Here is a 20,378-nt window from a genome sequence, read left to right on the forward strand (position 1 = left end):
CCCACGGCCGCGGGGTCACCCTCCTGAGCCACTCCGTCACCAGCCCGGCCGGGGTGGCCGGCGTGGTCGTGGAGGCCGTGCTCACCGGTGAGACCTCCCCCGCCGTGCATTCGCTCGCCACCGCCCGGCTCCGGGGGTTCCGCCCGCGGCGAGGTGCGCGGGCTGGTGCTCGTCGGCGAACCCGAGGTGGGCCGGTACGCGGTCGCGGCGCGCCGCCGGCTGGAACTGCTGGCGGAGGCGAGCACCCGGATCGGTACGACCCTGGACGTCAGCCGGACCGCCTGGGAACTGGCCGAGGTCGCGGTCCCCCGGCTGGCCGACTTCGTCACCGTCGACCTGCCCGAGGGCGTGCTGCGGGGCGAGGAGGCCGCGGCCCCCGCGGCCGACCTGTACCGCACGGTGGTCCACGGCATCCGGGAGGACTGCCCGTTCTACCCGGTCGGGCAGCGGGTGGAACTGCGCCCCGAGACCCCGCACATGAGGTGCCTCGCCAGCGGCGAGGCCGTGCTCGAACCCGATCTGACCGCGGCCGCCGGGTGGATCGTGCAGAACCCCGAGCACGCCCGGCGGATCCTGGCGCAGCAGGTGCACTCCCTGATCGCCGTGCCACTGCTGGCCCGGGGCAAGCTGCTGGGCATCGCCGGCTTCTACCGCTCGGAGGACCCGGCCCCGTACGGCGAGGACGACAGCCGCCTGGCGCAGGAGCTCGCGGCCCGGGCCGCCCTGTGCATCGACAACGCCCGCCAGTACACCCGCGAGCACACCCTGGCCCTGGCGCTGCAGCGCAGCCTGCTCCCGCGCGGTCTGCCCGAGCTGGGCGCCGTGGAGGTCGCGCACCGGTACCTGCCCGCCGAGTCGGGGGTGGGCGGCGACTGGTTCGACGTGATCCCGCTGTCGGGGACGAGGGTCGCCCTGCTCGTCGGGGACGTCGTCGGGCACGGCCTGCTGGCCGCCGCCACCATGGGCAGGCTGCGCACCGCGGCCCGTAACTTCGCCGAGCTGGAGCTCGCCCCGGACGAGCTGCTCACCCACCTGGACAACCTCCTGGTGCGGCTGGACCGCGAGGAGGGCGGCGACACCGCCGAGGACAGCTCCGGGATCGTCGGCGCCACCTGCCTCTACGCGGTCTACGACCCCACCACCCGGCAGTGCACCATGGCCCGGGCCGGGCACCCGCCGCCCGCGCTGGTCCACCCCGACGGCTCGGTCCGGCTGCTGGACCTGCCCGCCGGTCCCCCCCTGGGCCTGGGCGGGCTGCCGTTCGAGACGGCCGAGGTCGAACTCCCCGAGGACAGCACCCTGGTCCTCTACACCGACGGACTGGTGGAGGACCGCGAGCGCGACATCGAGGCGGCCCTGGAGCAGTTGCAGACCGAGCTGGCGCGGGCCGACCGCAACCCCGAGGACACCTGCCAGGCGGTCATCGAGGCCATGGCCCCCGAGCACCCCACCGACGACATCGCCCTGCTGGTGGCCCGGACCCACGGCCACCCCGCCGACCGGATCGCCTCCTGGGACGTGCCGGCCGACCCGGCCCGGGTGGCCGACGTCCGGGCGGCCGTCACCCGGCAACTGGCCGACTGGGGACTGGAGGACCTGGCGTTCGCCGCCGAGCTGATGCTCAGCGAACTGCTCACCAACGCCGTCCGCTACGGCGGCGAGCCCATCCAGGTGCGGCTGATCCACGACCGCACGCTGATCTGCGAGGTGGCCGACGGCAGCAGCACCGCCCCGCACCTGCGGCGGGCGGCCAGCACCGACGAGGGCGGACGCGGGCTGTTCCTGGTCGCCCAGCTGGCCCAGTCCTGGGGCACCCGCTACACCCCGCGGGGCAAGGTGATCTGGGCCGAGTGCGCCCTGGACGCGGCATGACGCGCACCGACATCCCGGCCCGCGAGCTCCCGACATGTCGGGAATGCCGCCCCGGCTCCCGTACCATCCTCGGCAGCAGCCGCACCGCCCCCGTCCCGTGCGGGAGACCCTCCCAGGCCGGCCCCGGAGACGTCCGTGCATGAGCCCTCCGACCCCGTGACGACCCCGCTCGTGCGCGTACGGGGCCTGTCCAAGCGGTTCGGCGGCACGGTCGCCCTGGACTCGGTCGGCTTCGACCTGCCCGGCGGCAGCGTGCTGGCCCTGCTCGGGCCCAACGGGGCGGGCAAGTCCACCCTGATCAAGGTGCTCGCCGGGATCCATCGCGCCGACGCGGGCGAGGTGACGGTCGCCGGGCACCCGCTCGGCTCCGAGGCCGCCGCCCGCACGATGTCCTTCATCCACCAGGACCTCGGCCTGGTGGAGTGGATGTCGGTCGCCGAGAACGTGGCCCTGGGCACCGGCTACCCGCGCCGCCTCGGCCTGATCTCGTGGCGGCGGACCCGCGAACGCTGCGCCGAGGCCCTGGCCCTCGTCGCCGGGCACCTGGACCCGGGCGGCCGGGTCGCCGATCTCGCCCCCGCCGAACGGTCCCTGGTCGCCATCGCCCGGGCCCTGGCCCGCGACGCCCGGCTGATCGTGCTGGACGAGCCGACCGCCACCCTCCCGGCCGCCGACTGCGCCCGCCTCTTCGACGTCCTGCACGGGCTGCGCGACCGGGGGCACGGCATCCTCTACGTGAGCCACCGGCTGGACGAGGTGTACCGGGTGGCGGACTCCTTCGTGGTCCTGCGCGACGGCCGGATCGTCAGCCAGGGCCCGCTCGCCGGACACGCCCCGGCCCGGCTGGTCCACGACATCGCGGGCGGGCAGCCGGCCGGACGCGGCGCCGGCGCCCCCGTACCGCGGGGCGGGCCGCCCGTGCTGAGCCTCGACGCGGTGACCACCGCCCGCACCGCGCCGGTCAGCCTGGACGTACGCGCCGGGGAAGTCGTCGGCCTGGTGGGGCTGACCGGCGCGGGCCACGCCCACCTGGGCCGGGCGCTGGCCGGGGCGCTGCCGGGGTTCGGCGGGCGGGCGCTGCTCGACGGACGTCCCTACCGTCCGCGGTCGGTGGCCGAGGCGGTCGGGCGGGGCGTCGGTCTGGTGGCCGGCAACCGTCAGGAGGAGGGCTGCGCCGCCGAGCTGACGGTCCGGGAGAACTTCCTCGCCAACGCCCGGGCGGCCGGGACCCCGGCCCGGCACTGGACGGCGCCCCGGCGCGAGCGGGCCGAGACCGCCGCGCTGATCGAGCGGTTCGCGGTACGCCCGCGCGACAGCGAGGTGCCCATCGCCACGCTGTCGGGCGGCAACCAGCAGAAGGTGGTCCTCGGCCGGTGGCTGCGCGGGCGGCCGCGGCTGCTGGTCCTGGAGGAGCCGACCGCGAGCGTGGACGTCGGGGCCAAGGCCACGCTGCACCGGCTGCTCGACCGGGCCCTGGCCGCCGGTCCCGCGGTGCTGCTGCTGTCCACCGACTTCGAGGAGGTCGCCGATCTGTGCCACCGCGCGCTGGTGTTCGTACGGGGGCGGGTGGCGGCCGAGCTGACCGGTGAGGCCCTGACCGTCGCCGAACTGACCCGGACCGCCTCGGCCGTGCCGCCGGTCACCGGAAGCCCGACGGGCCGGTGACGCCCCCGCCGCCGCCCGGGAGCCGGCCCGCGCGCCACCGGCCGGGGCCGCTGCACGGGCACGCCGTCGGCAGGTACGGGCTGCTGACCCTGACGGCGCTGGTGTTCCTGGTCTTCTCGCTGGCGCTGCCGCGGACCTTCCCCACGCTGGGCAACGTCTCCTCGATCCTGTCCAACCAGTCGATCCCCGCCCTGCTGGCCCTCGGCGCGACCATCCCGATCACCAGCGGCAAGTTCGACCTGTCCCTCGGCTACGGGCTGGGCCTGGCCCACGTCATGGTGCTGCACCTGATCGTGGACGAGGGCTGGCCGTGGCCGCCGGCCTGCCTGGTGGTCGTGGCCGGCGGGCTGGTGGCGGGGGTGGTGAACGGGGTCGTGGTCGAGTTCGTCCGGATCGACTCCTTCATCGCCACCCTGGGCACGGGCAGCATCATGTACGCGGTGACCGGATGGCTGACCGAGGGTGGCCGGATCGTCCCCGGCCCGCAGGGCCTGCCGCCCGCGTTCACCGCCCTCTACGACACCCGTTTCCTGGGCCTGCCGGTGCCCGCCTTCTACGTGCTCGCCGTGGTGACCGTCCTGTGGATCGTGCTGGAGCGGCTGCCGCTCGGCCGGTCCCTGTACGTGATCGGCTCCAACCCCCGGGCCGCGGTGCTGCTCGGCATCCCGACCCGCCGCTGCTGCATCTACGCCTTCGCCGGGTCGGGCCTGGTCGTCGGGTTCGCCGGGGTGCTGCTGGCCGCCCAGCAGCAGATCGGCAACCCCAGCGTGGGCCTGGACTACCTGCTGCCGGCGTTCGTCGGCGCGCTGCTGGGGTCCACCACCGTCCGGCCCGGGCGGGCGAACGCGCTGGGGACGCTGGTGGCCGTGACCCTGCTGGCCGTGGGCCTGGCCGGGATCGGGCAGCTCGGCGCCGCGTTCTGGGCCACCCCGCTGTTCAACGGCTGCGCGCTGCTGCTGGCCGTCGGCCTGGCCGGGTACGCCGCCCGCCGCAGGCTGCGCACCAGGGCCGAGGAGGACCCGCAGCCGTCCCCGTCCGCCCCCGTGTGAGGAGCACCGTGCACCCGTACCGCAAGAGCGTCCCCGTGACCGCGGCCCTGTGGGCGGCGGCCGTCCTGGCCGTCGCCGGCTGCTCGGGCGGCTCCTCCGCCGGGTCCGGTGCGGCCTCGGCCGCGCCGTCCGGCAACGGCTGTCCGGCGGCCCTGGCCAGGGCCGGGCAGGAGGTCGAGCGCGCGGAGCGCACCGACGCCGCCTGGACCGGCCCGACGACCGGCCCACGGGCCGTCCCCGGCAAGAACCTGGTCTACGTCGCCCAGACCATGACGAACCCCGGGGTCGCCGGGGTCGCCCAGGGCGTGCGGGAGGCCGCCGCGCGCCTCGGCTGGGACGTACGGGTGATCGACGGAAGCGGCACCCCGGCCGGGATCCAGGCCGCGTTCAGCCAGGCCGTCACCCTCAGGCCGTCCGGCATCGTGATCGGCGGCTTCGACCCCCGGCTGACCTCGCAGCAGCTCGCGCAGGCCGAGGCGGCGGGGATCCCGGTGATCGGCTGGCACGCGGTCGACTCGCCGGGGCCGAGCACGGCTCCGAAGCTGTTCACCAACGTCACCACCCGGGTGGAGGACGTGGCCCGGGTCAGCGCGGACTGGGTCATCGCCCGGTCCGGCGGCGGGGCCGGGGTGGTGCTCTTCACCGACGACTCGATCCCGTTCGCCCGGCACAAGGCCGAACTGATCCGGCAGGAACTGGCCGGCTGCCCGGGCGTACGGCTGCTCGCGTCGAAGAACATCCCGATCCCGGACGCCGCCCAGCGCACGCCCCAGGAGGTGTCCTCGCTGTGGTCCCGGTTCGGGGAGGACTGGACCCATTCGGTCGCCGTCAACGACCTCTACTTCGCCGACGCCGCCCCGGCCCTGCGTGCGGCGGGCCGGCCCGGGGCCGGGCCGCCGTTCAACGTGGGCGCGGGCGACGGCGACCCGTCCGCCTTCCAGCGGATCAACGGCCGGCAGTACCAGGCGGCCACCGTGCCCGAGCCGCTGGGGCAGCAGGGCTGGCAGATCGTCGACGAGTTCAACCGGGCCTTCGCCGGGCAGCGGCCGAGCGGGTACGTCGCCCCCGTCCACGTGGTCACGGCGCGGAACAGCGGCGGCGCCACCTCCTGGGACCCGCCCGGGTACCGGGAGGCGTACGAGCGGATCTGGCAGGGCGTGACCGCCGGCCCCGCGTCGCCCTGACGCGATCCGGGGCCGCCGCGGCCCGGCCGGCGGACACCCGGTGCGGGTGCCCGCCGGCCGGGCCGGTCGCCGGCTCAGCTCGTGCCGAGGAGCTTCTTCATCCGGTCGATCTCGGCGGACTGGGAGGTGATGATCGCCTCCGCCATGGTCCTGGCGTCCGGGAAGGCGCCCTGGGCCTTCTCCGTCTTCGCCATCTCCACGGCGCCTTCGTGGTGCTTGATCATCAGCTGCATGAAGGCGGTGTCGAAGGCCTTGCCGGAGGCGTTCTTGAGCTGGTCGAGCTCCGCCGCGGTCATCATGCCGCCGCCGCCCGCGCCGTGCGCGGAGTGGTCCGTGGCGCCCTCGGCGGGCACCGGGGCGCCCCAGGTGGTGAGCCAGCCGGTGAGGGTCCTGATCTCCGGGTCCTGGGCCTGCCGGATGGCCGCCGCGAGCTCCTTGACCTCGGCGGACGCGGCCCGCGACGGCGCCAGGTCGGCCATCTCCACCGCCTGCCGGTGGTGGGGGATCATCCCCTGGGCGAAGGCGGTGTCGGCGGCGTTGTGCGCCGCGCCCGGGGACGCGGAGGCCGGGGCCGGGGCGGAGGCGGAGTGGGCGCCGTGGCCCGTGGGCTCGTCGGAGGACGTGCCGCCGCAGGCCGCGAGGGTCAGGGCGGCGGCGCCGGAGGCGACGAGGACGGCGGTACGGCGGACGAGGGAACGCTGAACGGTCATGGTGGGAGGAACTCCTTGACGCGCGGTCCGTCCGGGGACGGTCCCGCGCAGCTGACGGATGACGAGGGATGCCCGGAGCACGGCACGCCGCGCCGCCCGCGGGGCGGGGCAGGGGCGGCCGCGCGGGCGGTCCTATATCCGCAGGAGCTGGAGTTCGGCGAGGTCGGGCGGGGCCCGCCCGGGCTGCGTCGCCACCGCCAGGGCGCCGGCCAGGGCCGGCCCGGCGGTCCGGACCACCCGTGCGGGGGCCGGCGCGGGCGGCGTCCAGGCGGAGACGGTGCCCGCCGCGGCACAGGTGGCGTCGGCGTGCCGCAGATGGCCCGAGCCACCGGCGCTGTGCCCACAGCCGGGCTCCGCCACGGAGGCCACGGACGCCCCGGGCGCCCCGGAGACCGAGGGCACCCCGGTCCCGGACGCCACGGCCCCGTGGGCCGCGGCCCCGTGGCCGGCGGTCGGGGCGTGGGGCATCGCGGCGTGGGCGCCGGTCGGGAGCGGGGCCGTGGGGCCGGGGGTCAGGGCGTGCATCCCGAACAGTCCGGCCAGGACACACAGCACGAGCAGCACGAAGCCGCGCCCGGCGGGGCGGCGGCTGAGGAGCTGGTCGGCTGCGGTCACGGGGGCCATCGTACGAGCAACCGCCCCCGGCCGGTCGCACCCCCTCGACCACGCCGCCTACCCGCACCAACTGTCCCCCGGTCGGGGCGTGTTACGGTCCCGCCATGTCCAAGGCCGAGATAGACCAGCTGACCGCCGAGTTCTTCGGCGCCTTCGACAACCGCGCCGGCGGCGCCGCCGACGTGGCACGGATCCGCCGGCTGATGCTGCCGACGGGGGTGGTCGTCAAGACCGGCCCGGACTTCACGGCGTACACGGTGGAGGAGTTCGTCGCGCCCCGCGAGGAGCTGCTGGCCGGGGGCCGGCTGGTGGGGTTCTCCGAGTGGGAGACCTCCGAGCGGACCGAGATCGCGGGCGACGTCGCCGCGCGGTTCGGCACGTACGAGAAGTCCGGTGTGCTGGACGGTGAGCCGTTCGAGGGCGGCGGGACCAAGTCCTTCCAGTTCGTCCGTACGGCGGACGGCTGGCGGATCTCGGCCTTCGCCTGGTCCGACCGGCCCTGAGCTCAGGCGCGGAAGACGCGCGCGAAGTGGGCCCGCAGCCCCGCCGCGTCCGGCTCCGGCAGGCGGGCGCCCAGGTAGCCGTCCGGGCGGACGACGAAGGCCGTGAGGCCGCGGGCCGCGTAGCGCAGGGCGAACTCGCCCGCGGTGTCGCGGTAGAGCGGCACCTGGGTCGCGGGGTCGGGGAGACCGTCCGCGAGGAGGGCGCAGACGTCCAGCAGGCCGTGGGCGGCCTCCCGCGCGGTCGCCGCGAGCGTGTCGAGCCTGCCGCCGACGGCCGTGGCGTCCTCGCCCGCGCCGCCCGTTCCGTCCGCGCCCTCCGCGCCGTCCACGTACAGCAGCAGGACGTGGCCCGGCCGGCGCAGCAGGTCGTACAGGCGGAGCGGATACGTGGCGATGCCCTGGGTCAGGCCGGCGCAGTCGGGGGCGCGGTCGCCGGGCACGGGCCCGGTGCCGCTCTCGGCCGGTGGGCGGTCCACGAGCGGGCCGCCGCGGTAGCCGACGAGCAGCTGGGCCTCGCGCAGCAGGACGGACTCCGGGGTGCCGGGGTCGGCCCGGGCGCCCACGTTGATGTTCCGCACGGTGCGGCCGACCACCTCCTCACCGACCGGCCGGCGCTCGGCGTCGTAGCTCTCCAGCAGGGTCGGGCGGCCGGCGCCCGCCACCGCGAGGGAGAGCTTCCAGGCCAGGTTGAAGGCGTCCTGGATGCCGGTGTTCATGCCCTGGGCGCCGGTCGGCGGGTGGATGTGGGCGGCGTCCCCGGCGACGAGGACGCGGCGGTCGGCGTACCGGTCCACGATCCGGTGGCTGATCCGGAACACCGAGGACCAGCGCAGGGCCGAGGCCGTGACCGGCCGCGGCGACAGCCGGTCCAGGACCTGCTGCATGTCCGCCAGGGAGGGGCCCCGGCCGGCCTCCAGCCCGTGGGCCACCTCGGCACCCCCGGCCCCGTCGGCCCCGGCCCGGCCCGTGGCGGACCGGTCGGGCGGGACCTGGGTGGAGATCCGGTAGCGGCCCGTCCCGGGCAGCGGGATGCACACCATCAGGTCGTCGACGGCGCCGTCGGGCCCGTGGTGCAGGACGCGGACGCCGTACCCGGGCGGCAGGTCCCAGTCGAGCTGCACGTCGGCGAGCATGTACGCCTCGGGGAAGGCACCGCCCTCGAAGGTGAGCCCGGCGCCCTTGCGCACGGCCGAGTGCGCGCCGTCACAGCCCACCAGGTAGGCCGAGCGGACCTCCTCCTCGCCGCCGCCCGGGGTGGTCAGCCGGCTGGTGACCCCGTCGGTGTCCTGGTCGAAGCCCACCAGCTCGGTGCCGCGCTCGATCCGGGTGCCGAACGTGTGCAGGAACTCCTCCAGGACCCGTTCGGTCTCGTACTGCGGCAGCGCGGCGAACCCGTACGGCACCTCGGGCGGCAGGGCCAGCTCGGTCCGCGGCCGCTCGGTCCCGTCGACGTAGAGGAGCTGTCCGCGCAGCGGCACGGCGGCGTCCAGGGCGGCCCGGACCAGGCCCATCCGGTCCCAGACCTCCAGGGTGCGGGGCATGACGCCGACCGCCTTGGCGTAGGGCAGCCGGGCGGGCAGCCGGTCCACGAGGCGGCAGGCGACCCCGCGGCGGCGCAGTTCCGCGGCGGCGGTCAGCCCCACCGGGCCGGCCCCCACGACGAGCACGTCCGTACGGCGGGTGTCCACGGCGCCACCTCCCGGTGCGAGGGCCCCCGGTCCTCCCTCATGGTCACCCGGGCGCCGTACGTCGGCCACCCGTGCCGGGCCGCCGTGCGGGACAATTGACCAGGGGTTGTCGCTACCGCCTGGTGAGGTGTGGTGTGTATGCGGAGTGCGGGCAGCGGGACCCCCTGGGACACGGCGGATCTGGCCGCCCTCGTCCTGGACGGGACGGGTGCCGTGCTCTGCTGCACTCCCGGGGCGGAGCGGCTGCTCGGCCGGTCCGCGGACGAGCTGTACCGGCGGTCCGTGCGCACCCTGCTGGCGGATCCGCGCCGCTGGCCGAACATGCGGCGGCTGCCCGGCACCGAGGAGTGGGACGGCGAGACCGTCCTACGCACGGGTGAGGGCGCCGAGCTGCGGGCCTCGTTCCACATCTCCCCCGTCGGCCGGGGGACCCGGGGCGGCGGCCCCCGGTGGCTGGTCCTGGGCGCGCCCGCCGAGGTGGTGGCCGCGGGCCGGCACGAGGTCGCGTTCATCCAGGAACTGTTCCTGCAGAGCCGGGTGGGGTTCGCGGTCTTCGACGAGCGACTGCGACTGGTCCGGACCAACAGTCCGCTACTGCCCTACACGGGACTGCCCGCCGACATGGCGGGGCACCGGCTCGGGGACTTCATCTGGGCGCAGGACGCCCGGGCGATCGACCGGCTCCTGAGCGAGGTGCTGGAGACGGGTGTGCCGGTGGTACAGGCGGACGTGCTGGTGCGCACGGTCGTCGATCCGCGCCAGGGCCGGGTGCTGTCCTTGTCGGCCTTCCGGCTCCAGGCCCCGGACGGCCGGGTCATCGGGGTGACCGCGCTGTTCACGGACGTGACCGAGCAGCAGCGGGCGACCCAGCGGCTGGAGCTGCTGCACCGGGGCACGGAGGCGCTGAGCGGTTCGCTGTCGGTGGACGACGCCGCACGGCTGCTGGTGGGCGTGCTGGTGCCCGAGTTCGCGGACGTGGCCGCCGTCGACGTGGCCGGCTGGGCGCTGGCCGGCCGGGAGCGCCCCGGCTCCCGGGAGGCCCCGGGCGGGCCGGGCGCCGACCGGGCGGCTCCGCTGCGCCGGGTCGCCACGGCCCCGGAGGGCGGCCGGGCGGTGGCGGCGGTGCCGGAGGCGGAGCTCGCGGGTCCGGACCTGATGAGCGTGCCGCTGCGCGCCCAGGACAGCGTGCTGGGGCGGATCGTCGTACGGCGCTCCCCGGACCGGCCGCCCTTCGAGGAGGACGACCTGTCGTTGCTGCGGGAGATCGCCTCCCGGACCGCCCTGGTGGTGGAGAACGCCCGCCGGTACGCGCGGGAGCGGCGGGTGGCGGTCCGGTTGCAGCGCAGCCTGCTGCCGCCGCCGGTGACCGAGAGCGCGGCCGTGCAGACCGCCAGCGTGTACCTGCCGACCGGGGCGGCGACCGGGGCGAGCGGGGACTGGTTCGACGTGATCCCGCTGTCCTCCGCCCGGGTGGCGCTGGTGGTCGGCGACGTCGTCGGGCACGGCCTCCAGGCCACGGCGACCATGGGCCGGCTGCGGACGGCCGTACGGACGCTGGCCGATCTCGACCTGGAGCCGGACGAGCTGCTGGCCCACCTGGACGACCTGGTCGCGCAGCTGATGCTGGACGAGCGGCGCGAGGACACCGACCGCGACGAGGAGGACGAGGACGAGGACGCGGCGGACGAGGAGGAGCAAGAGGCGTCCGGGTCCGAGCGCATCTTCGACTCGTACGGCGCGACCTGCCTGTACCTGACCTACGACCCGGTCACCCGGCACTGTGTCATGGCCAGCGCCGGGCACCCGCCGCCGGTGGTCCTCGGCCCGGACGGCACCGGCGGGTACCCGGACCTGAGCCCGGGGCCGCCGCTCGGCGTCGGTGGGCTGCCCTTCGAGCGGCTGGAGCTGGTGGTCGAGGAGGGCAGTGTGCTCGCCCTGTTCACCGACGGGCTGGTCGAGCCGGGGCGGACGGACCTGGACGTCGGCATGGCCGCCCTGTGCCGGGAGCTGCGGGCGGCGCTCCCGCTGACGCGGCCGCTGCGCGAGACCGGGCGGGGCGTGGTGGACACCCTGGCGCCCGGCCCGCTGGACGACGACGTGACGCTGCTGCTGGCGCGCACCCGGGTGGTGCCGGAGGCCGACACGGTGTGCTGGACGCTGGAGCCGGCGCCGGAGAACGTGGCCGTGGCCCGTGAGCTGGTGGCCCGGCAGCTCACCGGCTGGGGCCTGGAGGAGCTGGTGTTCACCACCGAGCTGGTGGCGAGCGAGCTGGTCACCAACGCCCTGCGGTACGGCGGCGGGGGTCCGGTCGAGCTCCGGCTGGTCCGCGCGGGCACGCTGATCTGCGAGGTGGCGGACGGCAGTTCGACCCAGCCGAGGATGCGGCGGGCGCAGACCGAGGAGGAGGGCGGGCGCGGGCTGTTCCTGATCGCCCAGCTCACCCACCGCTGGGGCAGCCGCTACACCCGGGGCGGCAAGACGATCTGGACCGAGCAGACGCTGCCCACGGCGGCGGCGGCCCCGTCCGGTCCTGCCACGTCCGGCCCTGCGACATAACGAAGTTGACGCGTTATCAGGTCAAGCGTCCCGGACTCTTGACTCCGTCACCGCACGTCGGGATTCTCGTCGCGCTCCCCCACCCTCGCTTCCGACGACGTGAGTGATGCCATGAGACGACGAACCCCCCACCGGCGAAGGCGTACGGCGGTCCTGACGCTGCTGTTCACCCTGCTGACGGTGGCGCTCGCCCCGGTCCCCAGTTCCGCCGCGGCCGACCCCGGCTGGTGGAACCCGACCGCACGCCCGGCGCCCGACTCCCAGATCAACGTGACGGGCGAGCCCTTCAAGGGCACCGACGCCCAGGGCAAGGTGCGCGGCACGGTCGACGCGCACGACCACATCATGTCCAACGAGGCCTTCGGCGGCCGGCTGATCTGCGGGAAGGCCTTCTCCCCGCAGGGCGTCGCCGATGCGCTCAAGGACTGTCCCGAGCACTACCCGGACGGCACCCTCGCCGTCTTCGACTTCATCACCAAGGGCGGGGACGGCAAGCACGACCCCGACGGCTGGCCCACGTTCAAGGACTGGCCCGCCCACGACTCGCTGACGCACCAGCAGAACTACTACGCCTGGATCGAGCGCGCCTGGCGCGGCGGCCAGCGGGTGCTGGTGAACGACCTCGTCACCAACGGGGTCATCTGCTCGGTGTACTTCTTCAAGGACCGCAGCTGCGACGAGATGACCTCGATCCGGCTCCAGGCGCAGAAGACGTACGAGATGCAGTCCTACATCGACTCGATGTACGGCGGCCCGGGCAAGGGCTGGTTCCGCATCGTCACCGATTCCGCGCAGGCGCGGCAGGTGATCGAGCAGGGCAAGCTGGCCGTCGTGCTCGGCGTGGAGACCTCCGAGCCGTTCGGCTGCAAGATGATCCTGGACGTCGCCCAGTGCAGCCAGGCCGACATCGACCGCGGCCTGGACGAGCTGTACGGGCTCGGCGTGCGCAGCATGTTCCTGTGCCACAAGTTCGACAACGCCCTGTGCGGGGTGCGTTTCGACGAGGGCGCGCTCGGTACGGCGATCAACGTGGGCCAGTTCCTGTCGACCGGCACGTTCTGGCAGACCGAGCCGTGCACGGGGCCGCAGCACGACAACCCGATCGGGCTGGCGGCGGCTCCCGAGGCGCAGAAGCAGCTCCCGGCGGGAGTGGCGGTGCCCTCGTACGCCTCCGGTGCGCGCTGCAACACCCGGGGGCTGACCGACCTGGGCGAGTACGCGGTGCGCGGGATGATGAAGCGCAAGATGATGATCGAGGTCGATCACATGAGCGTGAAGGCCGCGGGCCGGGTCTTCGACATCCTGGAGTCCGCCTCGTACCCGGGTGTGATCTCCTCCCACAGCTGGATGGACATGGACTGGCTGGAGCGGCTCTACCGGCTCGGCGGCTTCGCCACCCAGTACATGAACGGCGCCGAGGCCTTCAGCGCCGAGGCCCGGCGGACGGACGCCCTGCGGGACAAGTACCACGTGGGCTACGGCTACGGCACCGACATGAACGGGGTCGGCGGCTGGCCGGGCCCGCGGGGCGCCGACAACCCGAACCCGGTGCGCTACCCGTTCCGCACCGCCGACGGCGGTTCGGTCGTGGACCGGCAGACCACCGGACAGCGGACCTGGGACATCAACACCGACGGTGCCGCGCACTACGGCCTGGTCCCGGACTGGCTGGAGGACATCCGGCTCACGGGCGGCCAGGGCGTCGTCGACGACCTGATGAAGGGCGCCGAGTCGTACCTGACCACCTGGGGCGCCTCCGAGCAGCACCGGGCGGGGGTGAACCTCGCCGCGGGCCGGCCGGCCGCGGCCAGTTCGGCGGAGTGGAACCCGTTCGTCAGCTACGCGCCGGGCCTGGCCGTGGACGGCTCCCGGGGCAGCCGCTGGGCCAGCGACTGGAACGACGACCAGTGGATCCAGATCGACCTGGGATCCTCGAACCTGGTGCGGCGGGTGACGCTGGACTGGGAGCGGGCGTACGGGAAGGCGTACCGGATCGAGGTGTCGGCGGACGGCTCGTCCTGGCAGACGGCGTACGCGACGACCGCCGGTGACGGCGGCCTGGACACGGCCCGGTTCGCCGGGGTCCCGGCCCGCTACGTGCGGATCCACGGGGTGCAACGCGGCACCCAGTGGGGGTACTCCCTGTACGAAGTGGGCGTCTACAGCAGCTAGGCGTTCCACGGCACGACGAAGGAGGGTTCATGGCGCGGATGCCGTTGGCCGAGCGGCGGGTACAGCTGACCGAGGCGGCCATCCGCGCCATGACCCGGGACGGGGTCGCGGCCACGACCACCCGGTCGATCGCCGCCGAGGCGGGCGTGTCGCTGAGCGTGTTCCACTACTGCTTCGACTCCAAGCAGGCCCTGCTGGAGTCCGTCATGGCCGCGATCACCGAGCACTCGGCCTCGGTGGTCCGCCAGGCGCTGCGCCCGCAGAGCGGGCTGCTGGAGACGGTGCGGGCCGGGTTCCAGGCGTACTGGGACCACGTGGCCGCGCACCCGGGCGAGCACATGCTGACGTACGAGCTCACCCAGTACGCCCTGCGCCGGCCGGGGTTCGAGCACCTGGCGCGGCGGCAGTACGAGCTGTACTCGGACACCTACGCCGAGCTGCTCGGGCAGTTGCGCGACGTCATGGGGTTCGAACTGCGGGTGCCGGTGCCCGTCCTGGCCCGCTACCTGGCCGCGATGACCGACGGGCTGACCCTGAACCTGCTGGTCCTCGGCCCCGACACGGCCTGGAAGGACATCCTCGACACCATCACCGACCATGTGGCGGGGCTGGTGCGGCAGGACTAGGGCCGCCCTGCGGATCGTCCCGGATCCACGGCCCGGTCCGCGGCGCGGCGCCCCCTCGGGGTGCGGCGCCCGCCGTCTACGATGTTCTTGTCATGATCACATTGAAGGTGCTCGGCCCGTTCCGGGTCGAGGTCGACGGCCGCGCGGTCGACACCGGTGGCCGGCTCCCGCGCTCGGTCCTGGTCCAACTGCTGCTCGCCCGGGGGGACGTGGTGCCCACCGAGCGGATCGTCGAGCGGTTGTGGCCGACCCGCGTCCCGTCGAGCGCCCAGTCCTCCCTGCACGCCTACGTCGCCCGGCTGCGCCGCGTCCTCGAACCGGGCCGGGCCCCGCGCACCCCGGCGCGGCTGCTGGTGAGCGCCCCCTACGGCTACGCCCTCGCCGTGCCCCAGGACGCCGTGGACGCCTGGGTGTTCGAGGACCGGGTGGCGGCCTCCGCGGCGCCGGAGCTGTCCGCCGGGGCCGCCGCCGAGGGCCTGGCCGCGGCGCTCGCCGCCTGGGGCGGGCAGCCGTACGCGGAGTTCTCGGACGAGCCGTGGACCGCCGGTGAACGCGCCCGCCTGGAGGAGGTGCACCGCACCGCCCGCGAACGGCTCACCGCGGCGCGGCTGGGCTGCGGACAGGCCGCCCAGGCCCTCGCCGACGCGGGCGCCCTGACCCGTGAGCAGCCCTTGCACGAGGAGGGCTGGCGGCTGCTGGCCCTGGCGCTGTGGGCCCGCGACCGCCAGGGGGACGCCCTGGCCGCGCTGCGCCGGGCCCGGCACGTCCTGGGCGAGGAACTCGGCGTCGAGCCGGGACCGGCCCTGCTGGAACTGGAACAGGCGCTGCTGCACCAGCGGCTGGACGTGCTGCACCGGGCGACCGGGACGCCCGCCACGACGACGGCGGCGGTCACCCGGGGCGCCGAGGCGGTCCCCACCGCGGTGGCGGTGCGCGGTCCGGCCGCGGTGGCCGGACCGGGGACCCCGACGGTGCTGACCGCGGACCGGCTGCTGGGCCGGGACGAGGAGCTGGGGCGGCTCGCCGCCGCGGCGGACCGGGCGCGGGGCGGCCGGGCCCAGGTGGTCGTGGTCTCCGGCGAGGCCGGCATCGGCAAGTCGAGCCTGCTGGAGGCCGCCGTCCGCCAACTGCCCGCACAGGGCTGGCTGGTCGGCACCGGGCAGTGCCCGGAGACCGACGGGGCCCCGCCCGGCCGGGCCTGGTTCGACATGCTGCCGGACCTGGCGCAGGCGGCGCCGCCGGGCCCGTACGCCGAGGAGCTCCGCCCGCTCCTGGCCCCGGGCAGCGCGGGCGACTCCGCGCACCCGGACGGCAGCCCGGCCCGGCGCTTCCGGCTGCACCGGGCGCTGCTCGGCTGGCTCCGGGACACCGCCGTGCGCCGACCGCTGGCGATCGTGCTGGACGACCTGCACCGGGGCGACCGGGAGAGCATCGAGCTGTTCCTGCTCTGCGCCGAGGAGCTGCGCGACGTACCGCTGCTGCTGGTGGGCTCGTACCGGACCGGCGAGGGCGATCTGACCGGGGCGCTGGCCCGGCTGGCCGCCCGCTCGCCGGTGCGGCTGGCACTCGGCGGGCTGTCGGACGACCAGGCCGTGGAGCTGCTGCGGCGCGGCGCGGCGGACATGAGCGACCACGCCGCGGTGGCCCTGGCGGAACGGGCCGGCGGCAACCCCTTCCACCTGCGCGAGAGTGCGCTGCTGCTGGCCGGTGAGGGGGAGCAGCAGGCGCTGGCCCGGGTCCCGCAAGGGGTGCAGGACGTGCTGCGGCGACGGCTGGCCCTGCTCGCGCCGACCGTCACGGCCGGGCTGCGGCTGGCGGCCGTGGCCGGCCGCGAGGCGTCCGTCGCCCTCCTCGTGCGCGCCGCGGACAGCGACGCCGAGCAGCTCCTCGACGCCCTGGACGCGGGGGTGACCGCCGGTCTGCTCACCGAGCCCCGGCCGGGCACGGTCCGCTTCACCCACGCCCTCGTACGGGACGCCCTGGAGGGCGAGCTCACGCGCCTGCGGCTGGCCCGGATGCACTCCCGGCTGGGCCGGGGCCTGATCGCCCTCGGCTCGGACGACGTCGCCACCACCGCCCACCACCTGCTGCGGGCGGCCAGCGTCGTGACCGCCGACGCCGGGCCCGCGGTCCGGCACGCCCGGCTCGCGTGCGAGCAGGCGGTGCGCCGCTACGCCCCGCAGAACGCCGAGGCCCTGCTGGACGCGGCCCTCGCGCTGCTGGACGACCATCCGGCGGCCTTCGCCGACCAGGATGCCGCCCTGGTGCGGGTGATGCTGCTCGGGCAGCTGGTGGACTGCCGGATCCGGATGGGCGCCGTGGTCCCCGCCCGGGAGGCACAGGAGCAGGCCGTACGGGTGGCCCGGGCCGAGGGCCGGGCCGACCTGCTGATCGCCGCCTGGACCACCTGGACCGAGCCGACGCCCTGGCGGGTGCGTCCGTACGCGGCGTCCGACCCGGAGGGCGTGGCGGAGCTCGGCAGGCTGCTGGAGGAACCGGGGCTGACCGACCGGCAGCGGTGCCTGCTCCTGGACCAGCTCGCCGACGCCCTGGACGACACCGATCCGCGCGCGGTGGCCGTGGCACGGCAGGCCGTGGACCTCGCCCGGGCCGTGGGCGAGCCGCGGCTGCGGGGCCTGACCCTCACCTCCCTGCTGCGCAAGATCGACTGCGAGCTGGAACCCGCCGTCTACCAGGAGCTCCACCGGGAACTGGCCGAGGTGGCCGAGGCCCAGGACCACCCCGAGTACTCCTGGATGAGCGCCTACATCGCCGCCCGGATCGCCGCGGCCGGCAACGACCCGGCGGAGATGGAGCGGTGCCTGGTCCGGGCGGACGCGATCGCCCGGGCGTACGGGCTCCAGGGCGCGTTCGCGGTGGCCAGGCTGCGCCACCCCATGCTCGCCATGGCCCGGGGGCGGTTCGAGGAGGCCGAGGAGGCCATGGGGGCGGCGGTGGCGGAGCTGCGCGCCCGGGGGGCGGTGGACCTCAGCGGGCTGGCCGCCCTGGGCGTCGGGTGCATGCGGCTCCAGCAGGAGCGGCTGGCCGAGATGGTGCCGGTGCTGCTCGTGGTGTGGGAGCGGTACAAGCCGCACAACGAAGGACTCGCCGCGCTGGCGCTGCTGGCCGACGGCCGTCCCGAGGAGGCCCGGGAGATCTTCGGCCAACGCGTGCCGCTGCGGCGCGACTTCGCCTTCTCCATCCTGGCCGGGCTGCGCGGCATGGCCGCCGTCGCCCTCGGCGACCCGGCGGCCGCCGCCGAGGTGTACGCGGACCTGCTGCCCCTGGAGGGGCTGGCGGGCGGCACGAGCAGCCTCAGCCTGGCGTTCCGGCCCGTCGCCCAGACCCTCGGGGAGCTGGCCGAGTTCCTGGGCCGCCCCGAACGGGCCCGGCACCACTACCTCGAAGCCGCCCGGGTGGCGGCCGCCTGGGACTCCCCCCACTGGGCGGGCGCGGCGCGGTCCGGCCTGGCCGGACTGCCGCCGGCGCCCGCCTAGGGGCGGCCCTCACCGGGGGTGGGCGGGGCCAGTTCGGTCAGGAACTCCGCGGCGAGGTCGAGGAATTCCTTGGGCGACTCCGTCGTGAGCTGGAGGTCGACGAGCACCTCGTCGGCCCCGGCCGTGCACATCTGCCGCAGGTGGTCGCAGATCTGGCGCACGGTCCCGCGGTGGTGGGCCTCCGCGGGACCGGCCGCGGCCGGGGTGACCTCCGGGTTGACCCGGAACACCCGGCGCAGCGCGGCCGGGTCCCGGCCCGCCCGCTCGGCGGCCTCGACGGCGACCGACCACAGCCCGTGGAAGAAGGGCAGCGGCATCGAGGCCGCCAGCCAGCCGTCGGCGCGCCGGCCGACCCGCTCCAGGGCGTACGGGGTGAAGCCGCCCAGCAGGACCGGCGGCCTCGGGCCCTGCCGGGGTTTGGGCAGCACGGTCGACTCGGGGATGGTCCAGCGGGGGCCGCTGTGGACGACCGGGTCGGAGCACCACACGGCGTCGAGGACGTCGAGGGTCTCCTCCAGCCGGGCCCCGCGGCCCTGCCACGGCACCCCGACGGCCTCGTACTCCTCCCGCATCCAGCCCAGCCCGATGCCCACGTCCAGGCGCCCGTGGCTGATCAGGTCGAGGGTGGTCAAGGCCCGGGCGAGCACGAGGGGTGGCTGCCACAGGGCGTTGAGCGTGCTGCTGCCGAGCCGGACCCGCTCGGTGGCCGTGGCCGCCACGGCCAGGGCGAGCAGCGGGTCGAGGTGGGTGCCGTAGCGGACGGGCATCCGCCCTCCGCCGGCGTAGCCCTCGGGCGGGTCGAGCGGGGACAGCAGCCGGTCACCCACCCAGAGGCTGTGGCAGCCCAGGTCTTCGAGCGCCGCGCACATCCCGGCGGTGCGGTCGGGGTCGGCGAACGGGCCGAACTGGGGGACGGAGAAGCCGATGCGCATCGGTGGGGGTTCCTCGATCGGTACAGGCGGGGCAGGGCAGGTCGGGGCGGGGCGGCAGGTCAGACGGTGGTGCGCCGGCCGCGGACCCGGGTGGTCTCGCGGCGGTACTGCCGCTGCCCGAGCAGCTTCCACAGCACCCGGGCCGGCAGCGGCAGCCGGCCGAGGAACTCCTCGCGCTCCTCCGGCGAGGCGTCCTCCAGGATGGCGCCCAGGGCGATCATCAGCCGGTTGCGGGGCGTCTCGGCCAGGCCGCGCTCCCCGATCGCGTGCCACTGCTCCGCGGTCACGTGGAGCGCGACCAGCGGCATCACCTCCCGCTCCTCCTCGTCGAGGTGGGCGCACAGCTGCCGGTGGTGCCTGCGCAGCGCCTCGGCGAGCGCGTCGCGGTCCTCGGGCCGGGCCCGGTCCTGCCACAGGTCCATGAGCTGCTGGACCTCGGCGATCCCGTCGCTGAGCTCGTGGTGCTGCGCCTCCATCGCCAGGACCTGCTCGGCGTCGAGGTCCAGGTGGGGCAGCAGCACCGGCCAGAGCATCTCGTCCTCGCCGGTGTGGTGGGTGTGCAGGCCGACGGAGTACAGCCGCCAGTGCTCGGCGAGGATCCGGGAGCGGGCGGTGTCTCCGGGGCGGACCTCCTGGACGAGCTCGGCCAGCAGGCGCGACTCGCGGCGGAACACCTGGTGGATCATCGCCATCTCGCGGGTGTAGGGGTGGACGGTGGTGTCGGAAGGGTTGTTCGCGTTCATGACTCCCAGTCTTCGGAGCCCGGTTGCACGCCACTTGCAGCCGACTTGCCACGCCCACCCACCCGCGCGCCCGCGCGGGCCGGCCTAGGCCGGACCGGAGCCGTCGGGGCCGAGGTCGTCCGGGCCGAGGTCGTCCGGGCCGAGGTCGTCGGGGCCGAGGTCGTCCGGGCCGGCGTCCTCGCGGGCCAGGCCCAGGGCCACCTGCTGGAGGATCTCCTCGGAACTCGGTTCGGAGCCCGCCTCGTCGTAGGCGTCGGCGACCGCGTCGAAGGCCAGGATGAACCCGGTGATCAGGGCGCTCAGCGGGTCGGAGAGCTGGCGCAGCACCGCCAGTCCCACCTCCTGCGGGGTCCCGTTCGCGGGCACCACGAACTGGTCGGGGATCACCTCGCCGAGCAGGTCGGAGACGAAACCCTCCGTCGCCCCGCCGCGCAGGGCCGTCAGCGCCGCGATGGCCTTGAGCTTGATCTCGTTGTCGGTCACAGGGCGAGCGTAGGCCCCGCCGGCGGGTCCTGTCCGGATTGCAGCGGTGCGGGCAGGGGCCGCCTTGACGGCGTCCCGGCGAG

At 75.5% G+C, this 20,378-nt stretch carries 14 protein-coding genes and 1 pseudogene; 9 read left to right on the plus strand and 6 right to left on the minus strand.

Features of this window, described 5'->3' with window-relative positions; translation table 11 throughout:
• Positions 1-156: 156 nt before the first annotated feature.
• From EF918_RS04660 to EF918_RS04675, 4 genes and pseudogenes are all read left to right on the plus strand, one after another.
• Positions 157-1,872, plus strand: a pseudogene (locus EF918_RS04660) (SpoIIE family protein phosphatase); the annotation flags it as partial.
• Between the two features lie 135 nt (positions 1,873-2,007).
• Entirely contained in the window at positions 2,008-3,537 is a 1,530-nt protein-coding gene (locus EF918_RS04665; RefSeq protein ID WP_125641154.1) for a sugar ABC transporter ATP-binding protein, read from the plus strand.
• On the plus strand, positions 3,534-4,586 hold the full coding sequence (locus EF918_RS04670) for an ABC transporter permease (protein ID WP_125641157.1): 1,053 nt from the start codon (positions 3,534-3,536) through the stop codon (positions 4,584-4,586). Before EF918_RS04665 ends, EF918_RS04670 begins: the two co-directional genes overlap by 4 nt.
• An 8-nt stretch (positions 4,587-4,594) precedes the next feature.
• A complete protein-coding gene (locus EF918_RS04675; RefSeq protein ID WP_125641160.1) occupies positions 4,595-5,770 on the plus strand; it encodes a substrate-binding domain-containing protein in 1,176 nt (391 codons plus the stop codon).
• Positions 5,771-5,844: 74 nt separating this feature from the next.
• Here the strand turns inward: EF918_RS04675 and EF918_RS04680 are convergent, their stop codons facing one another.
• Positions 5,845-6,480: a DUF305 domain-containing protein gene (locus EF918_RS04680; protein ID WP_125641163.1), complete on the minus strand. Its 636-nt coding sequence runs from the start codon at positions 6,478-6,480 to the stop codon at positions 5,845-5,847.
• Between the two features lie 132 nt (positions 6,481-6,612).
• A complete protein-coding gene (locus EF918_RS04685) occupies positions 6,613-7,104 on the minus strand; it encodes a DUF6153 family protein (protein WP_125641166.1) in 492 nt (163 codons plus the stop codon).
• A 95-nt stretch (positions 7,105-7,199) separates the two neighbouring features.
• Here EF918_RS04685 and EF918_RS04690 point away from each other — a divergent pair, with 95 nt between their 5' ends.
• Positions 7,200-7,598 carry a nuclear transport factor 2 family protein gene (locus EF918_RS04690; RefSeq protein WP_125641169.1) on the plus strand — a complete coding sequence of 133 codons (399 nt, stop codon included), beginning with the start codon at positions 7,200-7,202 and terminating at the stop codon, positions 7,596-7,598.
• A 2-nt stretch (positions 7,599-7,600) separates the two neighbouring features.
• Here the strand turns inward: EF918_RS04690 and EF918_RS04695 are convergent, their stop codons facing one another.
• Entirely contained in the window at positions 7,601-9,286 is a 1,686-nt protein-coding gene (locus EF918_RS04695) for an FAD-dependent monooxygenase (RefSeq protein ID WP_125641172.1), read from the minus strand.
• 138 nt (positions 9,287-9,424) lie between these two features.
• On the opposite strand from EF918_RS04695, the gene EF918_RS04700 reads away from it, so the two are divergent.
• From EF918_RS04700 to EF918_RS38960, 4 genes are all read left to right on the plus strand, one after another.
• Positions 9,425-11,842: a SpoIIE family protein phosphatase gene (locus EF918_RS04700; RefSeq protein ID WP_125641176.1), complete on the plus strand. Its 2,418-nt coding sequence runs from the start codon at positions 9,425-9,427 to the stop codon at positions 11,840-11,842.
• 111 nt (positions 11,843-11,953) lie between these two features.
• Positions 11,954-14,014, plus strand: coding sequence for a discoidin domain-containing protein (locus tag EF918_RS04705; RefSeq protein WP_125641179.1), 2,061 nt, complete (start codon positions 11,954-11,956; stop codon positions 14,012-14,014).
• A gap of 29 nt (positions 14,015-14,043) precedes the next feature.
• Complete coding sequence (locus EF918_RS04710) at positions 14,044-14,640, plus strand: TetR/AcrR family transcriptional regulator (RefSeq protein ID WP_125641182.1); 597 nt, start codon at positions 14,044-14,046, stop codon at positions 14,638-14,640.
• A gap of 92 nt (positions 14,641-14,732) precedes the next feature.
• Positions 14,733-18,137, plus strand: a complete 3,405-nt coding sequence (locus EF918_RS38960) for a BTAD domain-containing putative transcriptional regulator (RefSeq protein ID WP_125641184.1) — start codon at positions 14,733-14,735, stop codon at positions 18,135-18,137.
• Here EF918_RS38960 and EF918_RS04720 read toward each other — a convergent pair.
• The 3 genes from EF918_RS04720 to EF918_RS37655 form a co-directional block, all read right to left on the minus strand.
• Entirely contained in the window at positions 18,134-19,069 is a 936-nt protein-coding gene (locus EF918_RS04720; RefSeq protein WP_125641187.1) for a TIGR03619 family F420-dependent LLM class oxidoreductase, read from the minus strand. The genes EF918_RS38960 and EF918_RS04720 overlap by 4 nt on opposite strands.
• A 59-nt stretch (positions 19,070-19,128) precedes the next feature.
• Complete coding sequence (locus EF918_RS04725; protein ID WP_125641190.1) at positions 19,129-19,812, minus strand: hemerythrin domain-containing protein; 684 nt, start codon at positions 19,810-19,812, stop codon at positions 19,129-19,131.
• An 84-nt stretch (positions 19,813-19,896) separates the two neighbouring features.
• Positions 19,897-20,295 (minus strand): hypothetical protein, encoded by a 399-nt coding sequence (locus EF918_RS37655; RefSeq protein WP_221889688.1) that lies wholly within the window; start codon positions 20,293-20,295, stop codon positions 19,897-19,899.
• Positions 20,296-20,378: the final 83 nt, after the last annotated feature.

Origin of the sequence: Streptomyces sp. WAC06614, assembly GCF_003949795.1 — a bacterium.
In the GTDB taxonomy this organism is placed as follows: domain Bacteria; phylum Actinomycetota; class Actinomycetes; order Streptomycetales; family Streptomycetaceae; genus Streptomyces.